The sequence below is a fragment of the Stenotrophomonas sp. 22692 genome (assembly GCF_052045015.1).
Lineage (GTDB): Bacteria > Pseudomonadota > Gammaproteobacteria > Xanthomonadales > Xanthomonadaceae > Stenotrophomonas > Stenotrophomonas geniculata.
The window spans coordinates 1-20,566 of the sequence record NZ_JBQEMR010000003.1; the positions used below are offsets into that span (position 1 = coordinate 1).

A 20,566-nucleotide genomic window follows, 5' to 3' on the forward strand; every position below is an offset into this window, starting at 1 on the left:
TGAGCCGCATGGATGCGGCGACCGAGCTTACATGGACGTACTTGCAGCGGCCCCCGCAACCGGACCCACCCCGCCATCCCACAGGAAACCCGCTTCTGCTGTTGCCGTTGCCGTTGCTTGAAGCCTCTGCAGGTGCCGGGCGCAGCCCGGCCGACACCCCCAACAGGCAGCCGGCGCCCGGAACAGGTACCCTATGCCGCCATCAGACAACCAACGTGACATGACCGACGCCCTCGTCGCTCCGCAGTGGGCCTCCCGCCTGCGCGACATCGCCGACTTCCCCAAGCCCGGCATCCTCTTCAAGGACATCATGCCGCTGCTCGCCCATGGCGAGGACTTCCGCGGTGCCATCACCGCGATGGCCGGCCGTTGGCGCGACCAGAAGCTGGACGCGGTGATCGGTATCGAATCGCGTGGTTTCATCCTCGGTGCCGCCATGGCGCTGGAACTGGGCGTGGGCTTCGTGCCGGTGCGCAAGCCGGGCAAGCTGCCGGGTCAGGTGCTGCGCGAGGAATACACGCTGGAATACCGCAGCGACTGCATCGAAGTGCACGCCGATGCCCTGCCGGCCGGTGCCCGCGTGGCGATCATCGACGACGTGCTGGCCACGGGCGGCACGCTGGTCGCCGCGTTGTCGCTGGTGCGCCGCCTGGGTGTGGACGTGGTCGGTGCCGGCGTGCTGGTCGAGCTCGATGGCCTCGGCGGTCGTGCGCGCTGGGAATCGGATTTGCCGCTGCACACCGAACTGGTGTTCTGAGTCTGTCGCCGGGCGTGGCCCGCCGCTACACACGGCATGCATGGAGTGCCGGGCCATGCCCGGCGACTACCTTGCCAATCACATCATCCGCACGCGGAAGCGACGGCCCTTGATCTTGCCGGCTTCCAGCCTGGCCACGGCCTTGTTGGCCTGCTCTCGGGCGATCGCCACGTAGGAGCGGGTCGGGAAGATCGCGATCTTCCCGATGAACTTGGCTGACAGGCCGGCATCACCGGTCAGCGCGCCAAGGATGTCGCCCGGGCGCAGCTTGTCGGTCTTGCCACCATCAATGCGCAGGGTGCGCATCGCGGCCTGCGGCAATTCGGCCGGGCGCGAGGTCGCCAGCGGCGTCTTCTGCCAGTCCAACGGCTGCCCCATCTGCGCTTCGATGGCTTCGGCGCGGGTCTTCTCACGGCCGGCCACCAGGCTGATCGCCAGGCCGCTGGCACCGGCACGGCCGGTACGGCCCACGCGATGCTGGTAGCTCTCCACGTCGGTCGGCAGCTCGTAGTTGATCACCGCCGCCAGCTCTTCCACGTCCAGGCCACGTGCGGCCACGTCGCTGGCCACCAGCACGTTGCAGCTGCGGTTGGCCAGCAGCAACAGCACTTCCTCGCGGTCGCGCTGCTCCATGTCGCCATGCAGGGCGAGCGCGGAGAAGCCGAACTGCTGCAGGGAATTCGCAACCTCGTCCACGTCCTTGCGGGTGTTGCAGAACACTACCGCTGATTCCGGCGTGTACTTCAGCAGCAGGCCCGCCAGCGCCTTCTGGCGGTGCGCCGGTTCCACCTCGCAGAACAGGTGGCGGATGGCCGGCGCCTGATCGGCGCCTTCCACGGTCACTTCCACCGCGTCGCGCAGCAGGTCACGCGCCATGGCGCGGATGCTGTCGGGGAAGGTGGCGGAGAACAGCAGGCTCTGGCGGTCCTTGTGGGTGCGGCCGGCGATCTCGCGGATCGGCTCCTCGAAGCCCATATCGAGCATGCGGTCGGCTTCGTCCAGCACCAGCGTGCGCACCGCGCCCAGATTCAGCGCGCGCTTGCGTGCCAGCTCCTGCACGCGGCCGGGTGTGCCGACCACCACATGCGGGTCATGGCCTTCCAGCGACGCCAGCTGAGGGCCCAGCGGCACGCCGCCCACCAGCAGCAACAGCTTCAGGTTGGGAATGCCGGTGGCCAGTTTGCGGATCTGCTTGCCGACTTGGTCGGCCAGTTCGCGGGTCGGGCACAGCACCAGCGCCTGCACGCGGATCAGGCTGGGGTCGATGGCCTGCAGCAGGCCCAGGCCGAAGGCGGCGGTCTTGCCGCTGCCGGTCGGCGCCTGTGCGATCACATCGCGGCCATCCAGAATGGCCGGCAGGCTCTGCGCCTGCACGGGGGTGAGGGTGGTGTAGCCGAGGGCATCCAGGCCGGGCTGCAGGGCCGGGCTCAGCGGCAGGGTCGAGAAGTCAGTCATGGCGCATTGTACCCGTCCGCGCGGCCGCTCCCTGCCACAGGGCCTTCATCCATGTGGGCGCCGACCTTGGTCGGCACGCTCTTGATCAGCCCAGCACCGCCAACACGCCCTGATGAATCGCCAGCCCCCCGAACAGCAGCCAGGCGAACAGGATCAGCGCCAGCAGCAGCGGCTTCAGGCCGGCCTGGCGCAGCGCCGAGACGTGGGTGGTCAGGCCCAGCGCGGCCATCGCCATCGCCAGCAGCACGGTATCCAGCTGCACCAGCCCGGCCTGCAGGCCAGCCGGCAGCAGATGCAGCGAGTTGAAACCGGCCACCGCCACGAAACCGAAGGCGAACCACGGCACCACGATGCGCGCCTTGCTGCCGTCGGCGCTGGCCTTGCCGCCACGCGCCAGCCACAGCGACAGCGCAACCAGGAACGGCGCCAGCAGCATCACCCGCACCATCTTGGTGATCACCGCCGTATCAGCCGCCGCTTCATTGACCGCACGGCCTGCCGCCACCACCTGTGCCACTTCATGCACCGTCGCACCGGAGAAAAGGCCGTACTGCCGCGCATCCATCGCCAGCCAGCCGTGCGACTGCACCAGGGCATACAGCGCCGGGTAGAGGAACATCGCCAGCGTGCCGAACACCACCACCGTCGACACGGCCACCGTGACCTGTGCCGCGCGGCCACGCACCACGGGTTCGGCGGCCATCACCGCTGCCGCGCCGCAGATCGCGCTGCCAGCACCGATCAGCATCGCTGCCTCGCGCTCCATCTTGAACACGCGCACACCCAGCCAGCAGGCCAGGCCGAAGGTGCTGGCGACCACCAGCACGTCCATCAGCACGCCGCTGACGCCGACGTGGCCGATGTCCTGGAAGGTCAGGCGCAGGCCGTACAGCACGATGCCGGCGCGCAGCAGCCAGTGCTTGGAAAAGCCGACACCGGCCGCGCTGCTCGGCGCCAGCCGCGGGTAGAGGGTGTTGCCGATCACGATGCCGGCGACGATGGCCACGGTCAGCGCACTCAGGCCGTGTGCCTGCAGCCACGGCAGCTCGGCCAGGTACAGCGACGCCGCTGCGATCAGGCCGACCAGCAGCAGGCCGGGCAGGCGCGGCTGCCAGCGTTGGCGCAGGGCGGGCAGGGACCAGGGGGAGAGGGCGGGGGCGTTCATGGCACGGGCAGCGCTGGAGAGATGGGGCAAGCGTGCGCCTGAGACGATTACCTGTAAAACAAATAATATAGGTGAAACCTACCCATCAAGAAGGTAAGTGCCATGCGCCTGACCTTGCGCCAGCTGCAGGTCTTCGTCGCCATCGCCGATCACGGCAGCACTACCGCCGCCGGCCAGGCCATCGCGCTTTCGCAATCAGCCAGCAGTGCCGCCCTGCAGGAGTTGGAAGCCCACTTCGGCACCCCGCTGTTCGACCGCATCGGACGCCGCCTGGCGCTGAACGGGCACGGCCGCGCACTGCTGGAGCCGGCGCGTACCTTGCTGGTCAACGCCGCCGATCTGGAGCGGCAGCTGGCCGCCGGCGGCGACCCGTCGCAGGGCGCGCCGCTGCGGCTGGTGCTGGCGGCCAGTACCACCATCGGCAATTACCTGCTGCCGCCACGCATCGCCGAACTGCTGCGCCAGGCGCCACAGGCCGAGGTTGATCTGCGCATCGACAACAGTGCCGGCGTTGTCGCCGCCGTGCAGCGCCTGGACGTCGACGCCGGCCTGATCGAAGGCCCGTGTCACGAGCGCGGCCTGCAGGTGACCGCCTGGCAGCAGGATCCGCTGGTGATCGTCGCCGCCGACGACGCTCCGCCGCGCTGGACGCTGGACGAACTGCGCCGCGCCCGCTGGCTGCTGCGCGAACCGGGTTCCGGTACCCGCGAAGCGGTGGAGCAGGCCCTGCTGCCGCATCTGCGAGGTTTCGCCCAGACCCTGCAGCTGGGCAATACCGAAGCGATCAAGCAGGCCGCGATCGCCGGCCTCGGCCTGGCCTGCCTCTCGCGCCACGCGCTGGAAGAGCCGCTGGCGCTGGGCCACCTGCGCGTGCTGGACACCCCGCTGCCTCCCCTGCAGCGCACGCTGTGGCTGGTGCGCCACCCGGGCAAGCAGTGGCTGCCGGGGTTGCAGGCGTTGCTGGGGCAGGTGGAGTAATCCATCAGACCCCCAGTCGAGTCCATCCATCGACACTTCTTGTAGCGCTCATCCACGCATGGCGTGGATCGACCGTGTCCACCAAGGTCGCCACCCACCAGAGCAGAATGCCGTTCCGACAGATCGCAGAAATCTGTCGAAGGCGGGATGGGTCCGGTTGCGGGGGTGTCCGCGGCATGGATGCCGCGGCCAAGCCCCCAGGGACGGGTTTACGGCGTCCCCCGCGACCGGACCCATCCCGCCATCCCACAGGAAACCAGCTTTTGACGTTGCTTTGGCTGCGGCGGTTGCCTCTGCGGGTGCCGGGTGCAACCCGGCCGACGCCCCCAACCCGTACAATATCCGGATGCCTCTGATTACTCTGCAGAACGTCGACTTCAGCGTCGGCGGCCCGTTGTTGCTGGAAAAGGCCGAACTGTCGATCGAGCCGGGCGAACGCATCGCCCTGATCGGCCGCAACGGCGCCGGCAAATCCACCCTGCTCAAGCTGCTGTCCGGCGACCACAAGCCCGATGACGGCGAAGTCCGCGTGCAGCAGGGCGTGCGCGTCACCCGCCTGGAGCAGGAAGTGCCACACGGCGCCGCCGGCTCGGTGTTCGACGTCGTCGCCGATGGCCTCGGCGAACTGGGCCAGTGGCTGGCCGAATTCCACCACCTCAGCCATGCCGAGGTGTTCGATGGCGAAGCCCTCGGCAATGTGCAGGCCAAGATCGATGCCGCCAACGGCTGGGGCCTGGACCAGCGCGTCAGCGAAACCCTGACCAAGCTCGACCTGGATGGCGAGGCCGAGTTCGGCCGCCTGTCCGGCGGCATGAAGCGCCGCGTGCTGCTCGCCCGCGCGCTGGTGTCCAGCCCCGATGTGCTGCTGCTGGACGAACCGACCAACCACCTGGACATCGAAGCCATCGACTGGCTCGAAGCGTTCCTGAAGGGCTGGAGCGGCAGCGTGGTGTTCGTCACCCATGACCGTCGCTTCCTGCGTGCCCTGGCCACCCGCATCGTCGAGATCGACCGCGGCCAGGTCACCAGCTGGCCAGGCGACTGGGCCAACTACGAGCGCCGCCGCGAGGAACGTCTCAATGCGCAGGCGCAGGAAAACGCCCGCTTCGACAAGCTGCTGGCGCAGGAAGAAGTCTGGATCCGGCAGGGCATCAAGGCCCGTCGCACCCGCGACGAAGGCCGCGTGCGCCGCCTGAAGGCGATGCGCGTGGAGCGTTCGCAGCGCCGCGACCTCAGCGGCAACGTCAAGATGGAAGCCGCACAGGGCGTCAGTTCCGGAAAGAAGGTCATCGACGTCAAGGACATTTCGTTCGCCTTCGGCGAGCGCACCATGGTCCGCGATTTCACCACCACCATCATGCGCGGCGACCGCATCGGCCTGATCGGTCCCAACGGCAGCGGCAAGACCACGCTGTTGAAGCTGCTACTGGGCGAACTGCAGCCGGCCAAGGGTGAGGTCAATGCGGGTACCAACCTGCAGATCGCGTATTTCGACCAGTACCGCGCGGTGCTGCGCGAAGACTGGAGCGCGATCGAGAACGTCGCCGAAGGCCGCGATTTCCTCGAGTTCAACGGCAAGCGCAAGCACGTGCATGCCTACCTGCAGGACTTCATGTTCACCCCGGAGCGCGCGCGTGCGCCGATTACCCGCCTGTCCGGTGGCGAGCGCAACCGCCTGCTGCTGGCCAAGCTGTTCGCGCAGCCGTCCAACCTGCTGGTGATGGACGAACCGACCAACGACCTGGACGTGGAAACGCTGGAGCTGCTGGAAGAGCTGCTGGGCGATTACACCGGCACCCTGCTGCTGGTCAGCCATGACCGTGACTTCATCGACAACGTGGTCACCTCCACGCTGGTGATGGAAGGCGATGGCGTGATCGGCGAATACGTGGGCGGTTACAGCGACTGGCAGCGTTATGCGGCCAGCATCGCAGCGCCTGCCGCGGCCCCTGCCGCCAAGCCGGCGGCCCCTGCATCGGCCACCCCGGGCACCGCAGCTCCGGCCGCACCCAAGCGCAAGCTGGCCTACAAGGAAGCGCGCGAACTGGAGCAGCTGCCGAAGACCATCGAGAAGCTGGAAGGCGATGTCGAAGGCCTGACCTCGGCGATGAACGACCCGTCGTTCTACACCCGCAGCAGTGCTGAAGTGACGGCGCACACCCAGCAGCTGGCCAAGGTGCAGGCCGAGCTGGATGCCGCTTACGCGCGCTGGGAAGAGCTGGAAGGCTGAGTATCGGTCGGCGCCAGCAGTGCGCCGATTGATCGAGTCGAGAATCAATAGATCCACGCCATGCGTGGATGGTGGCATCAGTGCGGACCAAGGTCCGCACCCACCGAAGCCGGTTACACCTCCGTACGGACCAACGGTTCGCACCTACCGACGCCGATGCCTGGTAGAGCCACACCATGCGTGGATATCCGGAATCTGTGCGGACCAACGGTCCGCACCTACCAACCGACGGTCCGCACCCACCGGGGGCCTGCGGTCATTTGACCCCGTGCAGATCCCGCAGCTGGCTCGGCCGGCTGCCGAAATACGCCGCCAGATCGGCGATGTCCTGATCACTCAGGTCCTTCGCCTGTGGCGTCATCAACATGTGCTGGCGGTCACCGGCGCGGTAGGCCTGCAGCGCATGCGCCAGGTAGTCACCGTACTGCCCACCCAGCTTCGGATAGGTCGGATCGATCGGCGCATTGCCATCAGCCCCGTGGCAGTCGATGCAGCTCTGGTTGGTGGCCTTGCCCTTCACCTTGGCGCGGGCTTCACCGGCGGCCTCGCGGCCTGCAGGCAGGCCGGCCGAAGAAGAAGAGCCGTGTTCGCCGCTGGCATGGCCCGGGTCGGCGGCGGATTTCTCGCTGTTTTCCACCTGCGACTGCGAACAGGCCGCCAGCAGCAGGGCAACGGACAGGGCGATGGCGTGACGCATCGGATGCGCGGCTTTCGACATGGGCGGGCCTTACTTGACGGTGGACAGGTAAACAGAGAGATCGGCGATCTCCTGTTCGCTGAAACTCATCGACTGCGCCTGCATCGTCGGATGCCGGCGCTTGCCCTGGCGGTATTCGGTCAGGGCCTGGGCCAGATACTGCTGGGTCTGGCCGCCGATCTTCGGCACCCGGTAGCTGGGGTAGGCGTTCTTGTAGCCGGTGATCCCGTGGCAGCCCTGACAGGTGTAGGCCAGGACACGGCCATTGTCGAAGTTGCCGGTGGGGGCGGCGGGCGCCGGGGCAGCGGCGGGAGCCGGGGCCGGTGTGGCAGGAGCAGGAGCGGGCTGTGCGGCGGCCCCAAGGGGCAGGAGGACGGCCAGAGCGAGACAAGCGGCGAGCGGCTGCGGGCGCATGGTGTCGTTTCCGGGGATTCGGGTCTGGTCGTTCCGGCGTGGGGTACGGAACGACCCGAGTATAGCCCCAGGTTTCATCTAGCTGAAATGGGGGGGGGGGGCGGGCCGACCGGTGGCGTGAAGGCACCATGACCTTTGGGATATGGTGTTGCCGTGAAGTGGTGCATTACTTTGCTACCACACCTGTCCACGCATCCTCCAGGGACCTGACGATGTCGCACCCAACCTTCCTGTCCGGCCGTCGCAGCGGAATCTGCGCTGCCGCACTGCTGATCTCCACCTCCCTGCTGCTGGGCGGTTGCGCCGCAGGGCCCAATTCCGAAGCCAAGGCCGCCGAGACCAAGGAGGAGAAGAAGGTCGACGCGGTCCCGGTCGAAGTGGCCGTGGCCAGCCACCGTGCCGTCGCGGCCAGCTACACCGGTACCGCCGCGTTGGAACCACGCGCCGAATCGCAGGTGGTCGCCAAGACCTCCGGCGTGGCGCTGGCGGTGCTGGTCGAGGAAGGCCAGCGGGTGACCGCTGGCCAGCCGCTGGTGCGCCTGGACCCGGACCGCGCACGCCTGGCCGTGGCGCAGAGCGAAGCGCAGATGCGCAAGCTGGAAAACGACTATCAGCGTGCACAGAAGCTGGTCGTCCAGCAGCTGGTCAGTGCGGCCAGCGTTGACCAGCTGCGCTACGACCTGGAAAACGTCCGTGCGCAGTACCGCCTGGCCACGCTGGAACTGTCCTACACCACGGTGGTGGCGCCGATCTCCGGCGTGATCGCCTCGCGCTCGATCAAGACCGGCAACTTCGTGCAGATCAACACGCCGATCTTCCGCATCGTCGACAACTCGCGGCTGGAAGCCACGCTCAATGTGCCCGAGCGCGAGCTGGCTACGCTGCGCGCCGGCCAGCCGGTGACACTGGCTGCCGATGCACTGCCGGGGCAGAGCTTCACCGGCACCGTCGATCGCATCGCGCCGGTGGTGGATTCGGGCAGCGGCACATTTCGCGTGGTCAGCGCCTTCGATGGCGCCGCGCATGCGCTGCAGCCCGGCATGTTCGGCCGCATCCGCATCGATTACGACCAGCGTGCCGATGCGCTGGTGGTGCCGCGCCTGGCGCTGCTCGACGACGGTGAGCCGGCGGTGTTCCGGGTGCGCGAAGGCAAGGTCGCACGCGTTCCGGTCAAGCTGGGTTACGCCGAGGGCCCGTGGGTGGAGATCCGTGATGGCCTGGCGGCCGGTGATCAGGTGGTCACCGCCGGCAAGGTCGCGCTGCGCGACGGCACCGCAGTGCAGGTGATCGCCGATCCGAAGGCAAAGGCGAAGACGGTCGCAGCGGCCGCCAAGCCGGCAGACAAGGCCGGGAGCAAGCAATGACCGCCCCGGGCCACGACCACGGTGCCTCGCCGGCGAGCGACGGCGCCGCCGCGGGCATGCGCGGCGGCCTGGTGGAATTCGCCACCCGCCGCCGCGTGACCATCGCCATGTGCACGGTCACCCTGCTGCTGTTCGGCCTGATCGCGCTGGGCAACCTCAAGGTCAACCTGCTGCCCGACCTGAGCTACCCGACGCTGACCGTGCGCACCGAGTACACCGGTGCGGCGCCGACCGAAATCGAAACCCTGATCACCCAGCCGGTCGAAGAAGCGGTGGGCGTGGTCAAGAACCTGCGCAAGCTGAAGTCGGTCTCGCGCACCGGCCAGAGCGACGTGGTGCTGGAGTTCGCCTGGGGCACCAACATGGACCAGGCCAGCCTGGAGGTGCGCGACAAGATGGAAGCGCTGAACCTGCCACTGGAGGCCAAGGCCCCGGTGCTGCTGCGCTTCAATCCGTCCACCGAGCCGATCATGCGCCTGGTGCTGTCGAACAAGGTGGCACCGGCCAGCGATGCCGACGCGATCCGCGAGCTGACCGGCCTGCGCCGCTATGCCGATGAAGACCTGAAGAAGAAGCTGGAGCCGGTCACCGGCGTCGCAGCGGTCAAGGTCGGCGGTGGCCTGGAAGACGAGATCCAGGTCGACATCGACCAGCAGAAGCTGGCGCAGCTGAACCTGCCGATCGACACCGTCATCAAGCGCCTGAAGGACGAGAACATCAACATCTCCGGCGGTCGCCTGGAGGAGGGTTCGCAGCGCTTCCTGGTGCGCACTGTCAACCAGTTCGCCGACCTGGAGGAAATCCGCAACCTGCTGGTGACCACCCAGGCCGCCAATGGCAGCGCGGCCGACTCGGCACTGCAGCAGATGTTCAACATCGCCGCATCGACCGGTTCGGCGGCCGCGATCGCGGCGGCGTCGGCGGCGCAGAGCGCGTCCTCCGGCGGTGGTTCCAGCGTGGTCGCCAACGGTGTGCCGGTGCGCCTGAAGGATGTGGCCACCGTGCGCCAGGGCTACAAGGAACGCGAAGCGGTGATCCGCCTGGGTGGCAAGGAATCGGTTGAACTGGCCATCTACAAGGAAGGCGATGCCAACACCGTGTCCACCGCCGAAGCGCTGCGCAAGCGCCTGGAGCAGATCAAGGGCACGTTCCCCTCCGATGTCGAGATGACCACCATCGAGGACCAGTCGCGCTTCATCGAGCACGCCATCGCCGACGTCAAGAAGGATGCGGTGATCGGCGGGCTGCTGGCCATCCTGATCATCTTCCTGTTCCTGCGTGATGGCTGGAGCACGTTCGTGATCAGCCTGTCGCTGCCGGTCTCGATCATCGCCACGTTCTTCTTCATGGGCCAGCTCGGCCTGAGCCTGAACGTGATGTCGCTGGGCGGTCTGGCACTGGCCACCGGCCTGGTGGTGGACGACTCGATCGTGGTGCTGGAGAGCATCGCCAAGGCCCGCGAGCGTGGCCTGGGCATCCTGCAGGCGGCCATCGTCGGTACCCGCGAAGTGAGCATGGCGGTGGTCGCCTCGACCCTGACCACCATCGCGGTGTTCCTGCCGCTGGTGTTCGTCGACGGCATCGCCGGCCAGCTGTTCCGCGACCAGGCACTGACCGTGGCGATCGCCATTGCGATCTCGCTGCTGGTGTCGATGACGCTGATCCCGATGCTGAGCTCGCTGAAGGGACGGCCGCCGCTGGCGTTCCCGGAAGAGGCACCGAACGAGCCGTGGCAGCCGCAGAACCGTTGGCAGAAGCCGGTGGCGCTGGGTCGCCGTGGTGCCGTGGCGACCGCGCGCTGGAGCTTCTATGCACTGGCCTGGCTGGTCGTGCGGGCGTGGCGTGGCGTGGTGGCGGTGGTTGGCCCAGTGATGCGCAAGGCCAGCGATCTGGCGATGAAGCCCTATGCCGGTGCCGAGCGCGGCTACCTGCGACTGCTGCCGAGCGCGCTGGCGCACCCGGGCAAGGTGCTGGGCGTGGCCACGATCATCTTCGTGGCGACCATGGCGCTGGTGCCGATGCTCGGTGCCGACCTGATTCCGCAGCTGGCACAGGACCGCTTCGAAATGACGGTGAAGCTGCCGGCAGGCACGCCGCTGAAGCAGACCGATGCGCTGGTACGCGAGCTGCAGCTGGCGCATGGCAAGGGTGAAGGCGTGGCCTCGCTGTATGGTGTCAGTGGCAGCGGCACCCGCCTGGATGCCAGCCCGACCGAAAGCGGCGAGAACATCGGCAAGCTGACCGTGGTGATGGAAGGCGGCGGCAACGCGCGCACCGAGGCGGAGATCACCGAGCGCCTGCGTGACACCATGGGCCAGCATCCGGGTGCACAGGTCGACTTCGCGCGCCCGGCGCTGTTCAGCTTCTCCACGCCGCTGGAAATCGAGCTGCGTGGGCAGGACATGGCGACGCTCGAAGTGGCCGGCCAGCGCCTGGCGGCGATGCTGCGCGGCAACGCGCACTACGCCGACGTGAAGTCGACGGTGGAGGAGGGCTTCCCGGAAATCCAAATCCGCTTCGACCAGGAACGCGCGGGTGCGCTGGGCCTGACCACCCGCCAGATCGCCGATGTGGTGGTGAAGAAGGTGCGCGGTGACGTGGCCACCCGCTACAGCTTCCGTGACCGCAAGATCGACGTGCTGGTGCGTGCACAGGAAGGTGATCGTGCCAGTGTGGAAAGCATCCGCCGCCTGATCGTCAATCCCGGCAGTACCCGTCCGGTGACGCTGGACGCGGTTGCCGACGTGGTTGCCACCACTGGCCCCAGCGAGATCCATCGTGCCGACCAGACCCGCGTTGCGGTGGTCTCGGCCAACCTGCGCGACATCGATCTGGGTGCGGCCATGCGTGAAGTGCAGCAGATGGTCGCCGAGCAACCGCTGGGCGCGGGTGTCGGCCTGCACATCGGCGGCCAGGGTGAAGAGCTGGCGCAGGCGGCGAAGTCGCTGATCTTCGCCTTCGGCCTGGCGATCTTCCTGGTCTACCTGGTGATGGCGTCGCAGTTCGAGTCGCTGCTGCATCCGTTCGTGATCCTGTTCACCATCCCGCTGGCGCTGGTCGGCGCGATCCTGGCACTGATGCTGACCGGCAAGCCCATCTCGGTGGTGGTGTTCATCGGCCTGATCCTGCTGGTGGGCCTGGTCACCAAGAACGCGATCATCCTGATCGACAAGGTCAACCAGCTGCGCGAGGCCGGCGTGGCCAAGCATGAGGCCCTGGTGGAAGGTGCGCGCTCGCGCCTGCGGCCGATCATCATGACCACGCTGTGCACGCTGTTCGGCTTCCTGCCGCTGGCGGTGGCGATGGGCGAGGGTGCTGAAGTGCGTGCGCCGATGGCAATCACCGTAATCGGTGGCCTGCTGGTGTCGACCCTGCTCACCCTGCTGGTGATCCCGGTGGTGTACGACCTGATGGATCGCCGCGGTGATGCCTACTACCGCGAGCGTGGCCGCAAGCACGCCGGTGAGATCGAGCCGGGTGCAGCAGGCAGCGCGGCGGGTGTGGAGGAGCCGGCATGAGTGTTGCCGAGTTCTCCATCCGCCGTCCGGTCACCACCATCATGTGTTTTGTGTCACTGGTGGTGATCGGCCTGATCGCCTCGTTCCGGCTGCCGCTGGAAGCGCTGCCGGACATCTCCGCGCCGTTCCTGTTCGTGCAGATCCCGTACACCGGTTCAACCCCGGAGGAAGTGGAGCGGACCATCATCCGCCCGGTGGAGGAATCGCTGGCGACGATGACCGGCATCAAGCGCATGCGCTCGTCGGCCACCTCCGAGGCGGCGCTGATCTTCATCGAGTTCAGCGACTGGGACCGCGACATCGCCATCGCCGCCTCCGATGCACGCGAACGCATCGATGCGATCCGCAGCGACCTGCCCGATGACCTGCAGCGCTACAACGTGTTCAAGTGGTCCAGCAGTGACCAGCCGGTGCTGAAGGTGCGGCTGGCCAGCACCACCGACCTGACCACTGCCTATGACATGCTCGACCGCGAGTTCAAGCGGCGCATCGAGCGCATCCCCGGCGTGGCCCGCGTCGACATCACCGGCGCGCCGCCGAACGAGGTGGAGATCGCCATCGATCCGAACCGCCTCAACGCGCACGGTCTGAGCATCAATGAGCTGAGCGAGCGCCTGCGCACGCTGAACTTCTCGATCTCCGCCGGGCAGATCGATGACAACGGCCAGCGCGTGCGCGTGCAGCCGGTGGGCGAGATCACCGACCTGCAGGAAATGCGCGACCTGGTGATCAACGCCAAGGGCCTGCGCCTGGGCGACATCGCCGACGTGCGCCTGAAACCGGCGCGGATGAACTACGGGCGTCGCCTGGACGGCAACCCGGCGGTCGGCCTGGACATCTTCAAGGAACGCAGCGCCAACCTGGTGGAAGTCTCGCGCGCGGCGCTGGCCGAGGTCGAATCGATCCGTGCGGAGCCGTCGATGCGCGACGTGCAGATCAAGGTGATCGACAACCAGGGCAAGGCGGTGACCTCCTCGCTGCTGGAACTGGCCGAGGCCGGTGCGGTCGGCCTGATCCTGTCGGTGACGGTGCTGTTCTTCTTCCTGCGCCATTGGCCGTCCACGCTGATGGTCACCCTGGCCATCCCGATCTGCTTCACCATCACCCTGGGCTTCATGTACTTCGTCGGGGTGACGCTGAACATCCTGACCATGATGGGCCTGCTGCTGGCCGTCGGCATGCTGGTCGACAACGCCGTGGTGGTGGTGGAGAGCATCTACCAGGAGCGCGAGCGCCTGCCCGGGCAGCCGCGGCTGGCCTCGATCATCGGCACCCGCAACGTGGCCATCGCGCTCAGCGCCGGCACGCTGTGCCACTGCATTGTGTTCGTGCCGAACCTGTTCGGCGAGACCAACAACATCAGCATCTTCATGGCGCAGATCGCGATCACCATCTCGGTCTCGCTGCTGGCCTCGTGGCTGGTCGCGGTCAGCCTGATCCCGATGCTGTCCGCGCGCATGGCCACGCCCAAGCTGGTGCACTCGCAGACCGGCATGATCGCGCGCCTGCAGCGCCGCTACGCCAGGCTGCTGGACTGGTCGCTGCACCATCGTGGCTGGAGCCTGCTCGGCATTCTGCTGGTGGTGCTGGTCAGCCTGGTGCCGATGAAGCTGACCAAGATCGACATGTTCGGTGGTGACGGCGGCAAGGACATCTTCATCGGCTACATGTGGAAGGGCGCCTACACCTACCGGCAGATGTCCGAGGAAGTGGCGCGGGTGGAGAACTGGATCGATGCCAACCGTGAACGCCTGCACGTCAAGCAGGTCTATTCCTGGTACAGCGAGCAGGAAGGCAGCTCCACCGTGGTCACCCTGGACGAGAAGTACGCCAAGGACATCAAGGCGCTGCAGGAAGAACTGCGCAAGGGCCTGCCGAAGTCAGCCCGCACCGACTACTTCGTCGGCAACCAGGGCGGCGATGGGGGGGGCGGCGGCAACCAGGGCGTGCAGGTGCAGCTGGTCGGCGACTCCAGTTCCATGCTGCAGGAGATCGGCCAGGAAGTGGTGCCGCTGCTGGCCCAGCGTGCCGAGCTGCGCGATGTGCGCATCGACAATGGTGAGAAGGGCGGTGAGCTGAAGGTGCGCGTCGACCGCGAGCGCGCCGCCGCATTCGGCTTCAATGCCGAGCAGGTGGCTAGCTTCGTCGGCCTGGCCCTGCGCGGTGCGCCGATGCGCGAGTTCCGCCGCGGCGACAATGAAGTGCCGGTGTGGGTGCGCTTCGCGGGCGCCGAGCAGAGCAGCCCGGAAGACCTGGCCGGTTTCAGCGTGCGCACCGGCGACGGCCGCAGCGTGCCGCTGCTGAGCCTGGTCACCGTTGACGTCGGCTCGTCGGCCACCCAGATCGGCCGCACCAACCGCCAGACCACGCTGACCATCAAGGCCAACCTGGCCGAGAAGGTCACCGCGCCGGATGGCCGCAAGGCGATGGAGTCGGTGCTCAAGCCGATGAACTTCCCGGCCGGCTATGGCTTCACCTTCGACGGCGGCGACTACGGCAACGATGACGAAGCAATGCAGCAGATGGTGTTCAATTTGCTGATCGCGCTGGTGATGATCTACGTGGTGATGGCAGCGGTGTTCGAGTCGCTGCTGTTCCCGGCGGCGATCATGAGCGGCGTGCTGTTCTCGATCTTCGGCGTGTTCTGGCTGTTCTGGATCACCGGCACCTCGTTCGGGATCATGTCCTTCATCGGCATCCTTGTGCTGATGGGGGTGGTGGTGAACAACGGCATCGTGATGATCGAACACATCAACAACCTGCGGCGCGGCGGCATGGGCCGAACGCAGGCACTGGTTGAAGGCTCCCGCGAGCGCCTGCGCCCGATCATGATGACCATGGGCACGGCGATCCTGGCGATGGTGCCGATCTCGCTGACCAATACGCAGATGTTCGGCAACGGCCCGGAGTACGCGCCGATGGCGCGCGCGATTGCCGGGGGCCTGGCGTTCTCGACCGTGGTCAGCCTGCTCTTCCTGCCGACCATCTACGCGGTGCTCGATGACCTGCGCAATGCCGTGACGCGGCTGATCCGCCGCGCGCGCGGCCTGGAGGTCGTGGCGGGTACCCCGGTGTAGTGGTCGAGCTTGGTCGACCGTAATGCGCGACAACGTGTTGTGGTGTGGGGGAGGCCGGTCGTAGTGGGGCGGCCTCCCCCTTTTTTTCTGCTCGCCGCGTCTGTTTGTCTCTGTAGAGCCGAGCCCATGCTCGGCTGCTGTTCGCCGCGTCGCCGCGTCGCCGCGTCGCCGAGTCGGCCGAGCGTGGGCTCGCGCGCTACAGATTCTGTGGCCGGTTGAGGGGTTTACCCCGCCACCTTGCCCCACACCTTGAACGTGGTCAGCCACAGGCCGAGCATGCTGCCGATGTTGGTCAGCATGAAGGTCAGCACCACGCGGGTGACGCGATTGCGATACCAGCCCTTCAGGCTCTGCGCATCGTCGCGCAGCTTGAGGAAGTCCTCATACGCCGGCTTGCGCAGGCGCGCTTCCACCAAGGCCGAGAATGCGCCGGTCGGGATGCTCAGGCGGAACGGCTTGAACGGGGCCACCGCGATTGCAGTGAGGATGCTCAGCGGGTGGCCACCGGCCAGCAGGCAGCCCAGGCCCGCCAGGCCGCCGGTATACATCGCCCAGGTCGCCAGCAGCTCGGTACCCACGCCGAGGCCGCCGCGATAGAAGCCCACGCCGATGCCGGTCGCCACGATCGCCAGGATGCCCAGCGTGAACCAAGGGATGTTGCGCTTCTTCGGTACCGCTTCCAGCTCGGCACGCAGCGGCGCCGGTGCTTCGGTGTCGGTTTCCAGGTAGCGCGCCAGGCCTGCAAGGTGACCCGCACCGACAACCGCCAGCACTTCACGCTGCTGCGGGTTGTGCTCCTCGCGCAGGCGCGTGGCCATGTAGCGGTCGCGCTCGCCGATGATGGTCTCGTACAGCGCTGGGCTCTCGCTGGCGAACTCACCGAAGCTCGATTCCAGCATGTCGCCCTGCTTGAGCTTCTCGATCTCGTTCTCGCCCACTTCCTCGGACGAGAACAGGCCGGCGCCGAGGCCGGCGACCAGCTTCAGCTTGCCGAAGAAACCCAGCCGCTGCGAGGCGCGGCGGAAGGTCAGGCCGACCTCGCGGTCGATCAGGTGCACCGGCAGGTCGCGTTCGCGGGCCAGTTCCACCGCGCGCTTCAGTTCGGCGCCCGGCTCGATGTCCAGCTGTTCGGCCAAGCGGCGCTGGTAGGCGGACAGCGCCAGGTTGGCCGCGAACAGGGCGACGCGGCCCTTGCGGATCACCTCGACCAGGTCGAGCTTGGCCAGCGTGTCCGGATCACTCAGTGCCTGCAGGCGCTGCGGGTCCAGTTCAACGGCAACGGCATCGAAGCGGCCGCTGTCGATGGCTTTCTCCACCGCCTCAACGCTGGCGCGCGAAACGTGGGCAGTGCCCAGCAGGGTGTAGCGCACGCCGTCGCGTTCGACGACGCGTACCGGCTGGCCGGCGAACAGGTCGTCGCCGGTTTCGGGAAGGGTTTCGGTCATGGGTTCATTCATTGGAAGGTGCGGTGTCGGCGCCATCGCCGAGCGCGCGCTGCATCTGCACGGTATCCAGCCAGCGGCCGTGCTTGCGGCCGAGGCCACGGAACACGCCGACCAGCTCGAAGCCGAAGCGTTCGTGCAGCTTGATTGAAGCGGTATTGGTCGGTTCACCGATCACCGCCACCATCTGCCGGTAGCCACGCGCCACGCAGGCATCGATCAACGCCTGCAGCAGGCCGGTGCCAACGCCCTTGCCCTGGAACGCGGCATCGACGTAGACCGAGTTCTCCACGGTCCACTGGTAGGCAACGCGGGTACGGTAGGTGTTGGCGTAGGCATAGCCGGCCACCTGGCCGTCGATCTCGGCGACCAGGTAGGGGAAGCCGCGGTCGATGATGTCGCGCATGCGGCGCAGCATCTCGGACGCGTCCGGGATGTCGTACTCGTAAGTGTTGACGAAGTCGGTCACTTCCACCGCGTAGATCGCGGTGATCGCGGCGATGTCGGCCGGGCCGGCATCACGGATGAGGACGGCCATGCGCGGCTCCGGCTCAGTCGATGTAGCGCTTGAGCAGGTCACCGTACGCGTCGATGCGACGGTCGCGCAGGAACGGCCAGATGCGGCGCACGTGCTCGCTGCGCTGCAGGTCGACATCGCACAGCAGCACGGTGGCGTCGGTGCCGGCTTCGGCCAGGAACTCACCCTGCGGGCCGAGCACGTGGCTGTTGCCCCAGAACTGGATGCCCGACGCGCCCAGCGGCGAAGCCTCGTGGCCGACGCGGTTGCAGCTCAGCACCGGCAGGCCGTTGGCCACGGCGTGGCCGCGGTGGCTCAGCACCCAGGCGTCGCGCTGGCGGGTCTTCTCGTCCTGCACGTCGTCCGGGTCCCAGCCGATCGCGGTCGGGTAGAGCAGCAGTTCGGCACCGGCCAGCGCCATCAGGCGTGCCGCTTCCGGGTACCACTGGTCCCAGCACACCAGCACGCCAAGGCGGCCCACCGAGGTGTCGATCGGCTTGAAGCCGATGTCGCCCGGGGTGAAGTAGAACTTCTCGTAGAAGCCCGGGTCGTCCGGGATATGCATCTTGCGGTACTTGCCCAGCAACGTGCCGTCCTTCTCGAAGACGACGGCGGTGTTGTGGTACAGGCCGGCAGCGCGGCGCTCGAACAGCGAGCCCACCAGCACCACGCCATGCTTCTTCGCCAGCGCGCCCAGGCGCTCGGTGCTCGGGCCCGGAATCGGCTCGGCCAGGTCGAACTCGTCCACCGACTCGTGCTGGCAGAAGTACGGACCGTTATGCAGTTCCTGCAGCAGCACCAGCTTGGCACCCTGCGCAGCCGCCTCGGCCACGCGTGCTTCGATCACCGCCAGGTTGGCGGCGGCATCACCGTGGTTGCGCTCCTGGATCAGGGCGACGGTAAGGGGGCTGCGCGAGTTCATGCGGGGCGTTCCTGCGGGGGAAAACCAGCATGTTAGCGCGGATGGGCGGCGACGGCGTGTCGCGCGCTGAATGGGTGCACGCAATCGGTAGCGCCGGGCCATGCCCGGCGGATTTTCCAGATGCGGCAGCGTTCGCCGGGCATGGCCCGGCGCTACCGGTTCGGCTTACGCCTTCAACAGCCCTGCCGGCAGCTGCATGGTGATGCAGTGCAGGCTGCCGTTCTGCCAGATCAGCGAGCGGCAGGGCACCTGCACGATCTCGCGGCCCGGGTGCGCCTGCGCCAGCACGTCGCGGGCCAGGTCGTCGGCCGGATCACCGTAGGCCGGCATCAGCACCGCACCATTGACGATCAGGTAATTGGCGTACGACGCAGCCAGGCGGCGGCCTTCGTCGATCACTGGCTGTGCCCACGGCAGCGGGAACAGGCGATACGGCTGGCCGTCCTTGGTGCGCAGCGCGGCCAGTTCGTTGCCCATCGCCTGCAGCTCGGCGTAGTGCGAGTCGCTCGCGTCGTCGCAGGCCTGGTAGACGATGCTGTCAGCCGAGGCGAAGCGGGCGAGGGTGTCGATGTGTGCGTCGGTGTCGTCGCCTTCCAGGTAGCCGTGGTCCAGCCACAGCACGCGGTCCTGCTGCAGCCAGTCGGCGAGGTCGGCGCTCAGGCTGGCGCGGTCGCGGTCCGGGTGGCGCTCGTGCAGGCACTTCCAGGTGGTCAGCAGGGTGCCTTCACCGTCGGTCTCGATGCCGCCGCCTTCCAGCGCGAACGGGATGCTGCGCACCGGTGCGTCGTTGAACACGCCGGCCTGGTCGAGCACGCCCACCAGCTGGTCATCCAGGGTGGCGTCGAACTTGCCGCCCCAGCCGGTGAAGCGGAAATCCAGCAGCTGGAAGCCGCCGTCGGCACGGCGCAGGGTGATCGGGCCGGAGTCGCGCAGCCAGGTATCGTCGTAGGCGGCCGTGGTGAAGTGGACCTTGTCCATGTCGATGCGGTTGGAGCGCAGCCGCATCTCGGCGTAGGTCTCCACATCATCGTCGGCCACGCAGATCAGCACCGGCTGGAAGCGGGTGATGGCCGCGACCAAGGCGATGTAGGTCTCTTCCACCTGGCCCAGGCGGTCGGCCCAGTCGGTGTCGGCAGTGGGCCAGGCAATCAGGACGCCGCTCTGGGCTTCCCACTCGGCAGGAAAACGAAGGGTCTGGTTCATGGTCTCGCTACACAGGCCCGCCCACGGCGGGTAAAGGGATCAACGGATCGGCGGTTTCGGGCCGATTTCGTTCGGGTCCGCCTGGTTGGCCACCACGTCGATCACCTTCTGCTTCTCGAAGTAGACGGTGAACTGCGGGTACACCCAGCGGTTGATGGTCGGCCACTGCCGCTTCTGTCCGCCACGTGGCTGCAGCTGCTCGCTGGGCGCGCCGAACTGCGCCTGCACCTGCTGCATGCTCTGGCCGCGCACGGGCAGGGCACCGGCCGGCTTCTCGCGGGCACGGTCGACAAGCAGGGTATCGGCCAGTGCCGGTGTGGCGGCGGCCAGGGTGGCCATCATGGCCAAGGCGGACAGGTAACGCTTCATCTCGATCTACTCCCCAGTGGTCAAGAAAGGCGATTACAGCAAAAACGGCAGGAAAAAGCCGCATAAACAAAAAACCGCCCGAAGGCGGTTTCTTGCATCGGGTCGGCCCCGCGTAGGGCCAGCCGCAGCCGGAAGGCTGTGAGGCTTAGCGCTGACGCGCCTTGAAACGCGGGTTCGACTTGCAGATGACGAAGATCTTGCCACGACGACGCACGACCTTGCAGTCACGGTGACGGGCCTTCGCCGACTTCAGGGAGGACAGGACTTTCATGGCATACCTCGGCGTAAACAGTAGTTGTTCGGGTGGAGCGTGGCCGCGATATGCGAAAGACAATCGGCAGTTGACGCTCGTTCAAGCCCGCCATTCTACCGGGCTTTTCCTCGTGGTTTCAAGTGGTTGCACAAAAGATCCCGCTGGGGGTGTCTGGCAGGGGCTAGAATGACCCCTTCACACGCTC

16 protein-coding genes are annotated in these 20,566 nt (G+C 67.2%); 6 read left to right on the forward strand and 10 right to left on the reverse strand.

The window, feature by feature from the left end; translation table 11 throughout:
- The first annotated feature begins 220 nt into the window (after nucleotides 1-220).
- Entirely contained in the window at nucleotides 221-757 is a 537-nt protein-coding gene (locus tag ACTJJM_RS04585) for an adenine phosphoribosyltransferase (RefSeq protein WP_317216486.1), read from the forward strand.
- A 78-nt stretch (nucleotides 758-835) separates the two neighbouring features.
- Here the strand turns inward: ACTJJM_RS04585 and dbpA are convergent, their stop codons facing one another.
- Both dbpA and ACTJJM_RS04595 read right to left on the reverse strand, forming a co-directional pair.
- The gene (gene dbpA, locus ACTJJM_RS04590) at nucleotides 836-2,212 is read right to left on the reverse strand and encodes an ATP-dependent RNA helicase DbpA (RefSeq protein ID WP_010484543.1); all 1,377 of its coding nucleotides are present in this window, start codon (nucleotides 2,210-2,212) and stop codon (nucleotides 836-838) included.
- Between the two features lie 85 nt (nucleotides 2,213-2,297).
- On the reverse strand, nucleotides 2,298-3,377 hold the full coding sequence (locus tag ACTJJM_RS04595; protein WP_440865179.1) for a YeiH family protein: 1,080 nt from the start codon (nucleotides 3,375-3,377) through the stop codon (nucleotides 2,298-2,300).
- Between the two features lie 102 nt (nucleotides 3,378-3,479).
- On the opposite strand from ACTJJM_RS04595, the gene ACTJJM_RS04600 reads away from it, so the two are divergent.
- Nucleotides 3,480-4,355: a LysR family transcriptional regulator gene (locus ACTJJM_RS04600; protein WP_049454745.1), complete on the forward strand. Its 876-nt coding sequence runs from the start codon at nucleotides 3,480-3,482 to the stop codon at nucleotides 4,353-4,355.
- A 346-nt stretch (nucleotides 4,356-4,701) separates the two neighbouring features.
- Complete coding sequence (locus ACTJJM_RS04605) at nucleotides 4,702-6,585, forward strand: ATP-binding cassette domain-containing protein (RefSeq protein ID WP_341926404.1); 1,884 nt, start codon at nucleotides 4,702-4,704, stop codon at nucleotides 6,583-6,585.
- A 256-nt stretch (nucleotides 6,586-6,841) separates the two neighbouring features.
- On the opposite strand, the gene ACTJJM_RS04610 is transcribed toward ACTJJM_RS04605, so the two are convergent.
- Complete coding sequence (locus ACTJJM_RS04610) at nucleotides 6,842-7,303, reverse strand: c-type cytochrome (protein WP_019661289.1); 462 nt, start codon at nucleotides 7,301-7,303, stop codon at nucleotides 6,842-6,844.
- 9 nt (nucleotides 7,304-7,312) lie between these two features.
- Nucleotides 7,313-7,696 (reverse strand): c-type cytochrome, encoded by a 384-nt coding sequence (locus ACTJJM_RS04615; RefSeq protein WP_053463250.1) that lies wholly within the window; start codon nucleotides 7,694-7,696, stop codon nucleotides 7,313-7,315.
- Nucleotides 7,697-7,908: 212 nt separating this feature from the next.
- Here ACTJJM_RS04615 and ACTJJM_RS04620 point away from each other — a divergent pair, with 212 nt between their 5' ends.
- Genes ACTJJM_RS04620 through ACTJJM_RS04630 form a run of 3 tightly spaced genes read left to right on the forward strand, consistent with a single transcriptional unit; the run spans nucleotide 7,909 to nucleotide 15,655 of the window.
- The gene (locus ACTJJM_RS04620) at nucleotides 7,909-9,060 is read left to right on the forward strand and encodes an efflux RND transporter periplasmic adaptor subunit (protein WP_010484552.1); all 1,152 of its coding nucleotides are present in this window, start codon (nucleotides 7,909-7,911) and stop codon (nucleotides 9,058-9,060) included.
- Complete coding sequence (locus ACTJJM_RS04625; protein WP_010484554.1) at nucleotides 9,057-12,578, forward strand: efflux RND transporter permease subunit; 3,522 nt, start codon at nucleotides 9,057-9,059, stop codon at nucleotides 12,576-12,578. The genes ACTJJM_RS04620 and ACTJJM_RS04625 overlap by 4 nt, the downstream gene beginning before the upstream one ends.
- The gene (locus tag ACTJJM_RS04630) at nucleotides 12,575-15,655 is read left to right on the forward strand and encodes an efflux RND transporter permease subunit (RefSeq protein ID WP_010484555.1); all 3,081 of its coding nucleotides are present in this window, start codon (nucleotides 12,575-12,577) and stop codon (nucleotides 15,653-15,655) included. The genes ACTJJM_RS04625 and ACTJJM_RS04630 overlap by 4 nt, the downstream gene beginning before the upstream one ends.
- A 224-nt stretch (nucleotides 15,656-15,879) precedes the next feature.
- Here ACTJJM_RS04630 and ACTJJM_RS04635 read toward each other — a convergent pair whose 3' ends face one another.
- The 6 genes from ACTJJM_RS04635 to ykgO form a co-directional block, all read right to left on the reverse strand.
- Nucleotides 15,880-17,100 carry a TraB/GumN family protein gene (locus ACTJJM_RS04635; protein WP_005409278.1) on the reverse strand — a complete coding sequence of 407 codons (1,221 nt, stop codon included), beginning with the start codon at nucleotides 17,098-17,100 and terminating at the stop codon, nucleotides 15,880-15,882.
- Between the two features lie 4 nt (nucleotides 17,101-17,104).
- Nucleotides 17,105-17,635 carry a GNAT family N-acetyltransferase gene (locus tag ACTJJM_RS04640; RefSeq protein ID WP_005409279.1) on the reverse strand — a complete coding sequence of 177 codons (531 nt, stop codon included), beginning with the start codon at nucleotides 17,633-17,635 and terminating at the stop codon, nucleotides 17,105-17,107.
- A 13-nt stretch (nucleotides 17,636-17,648) separates the two neighbouring features.
- Entirely contained in the window at nucleotides 17,649-18,536 is an 888-nt protein-coding gene (locus tag ACTJJM_RS04645; RefSeq protein WP_005409280.1) for a carbon-nitrogen hydrolase, read from the reverse strand.
- A 165-nt stretch (nucleotides 18,537-18,701) separates the two neighbouring features.
- Nucleotides 18,702-19,739 (reverse strand): agmatine deiminase family protein, encoded by a 1,038-nt coding sequence (locus tag ACTJJM_RS04650; RefSeq protein WP_043397004.1) that lies wholly within the window; start codon nucleotides 19,737-19,739, stop codon nucleotides 18,702-18,704.
- A gap of 39 nt (nucleotides 19,740-19,778) precedes the next feature.
- The gene (locus ACTJJM_RS04655; RefSeq protein ID WP_440865314.1) at nucleotides 19,779-20,081 is read right to left on the reverse strand and encodes a hypothetical protein; all 303 of its coding nucleotides are present in this window, start codon (nucleotides 20,079-20,081) and stop codon (nucleotides 19,779-19,781) included.
- Between the two features lie 172 nt (nucleotides 20,082-20,253).
- The gene (gene ykgO / locus ACTJJM_RS04660) at nucleotides 20,254-20,379 is read right to left on the reverse strand and encodes a type B 50S ribosomal protein L36 (protein WP_005409283.1); all 126 of its coding nucleotides are present in this window, start codon (nucleotides 20,377-20,379) and stop codon (nucleotides 20,254-20,256) included.
- Nucleotides 20,380-20,566 lie beyond the last annotated feature (187 nt).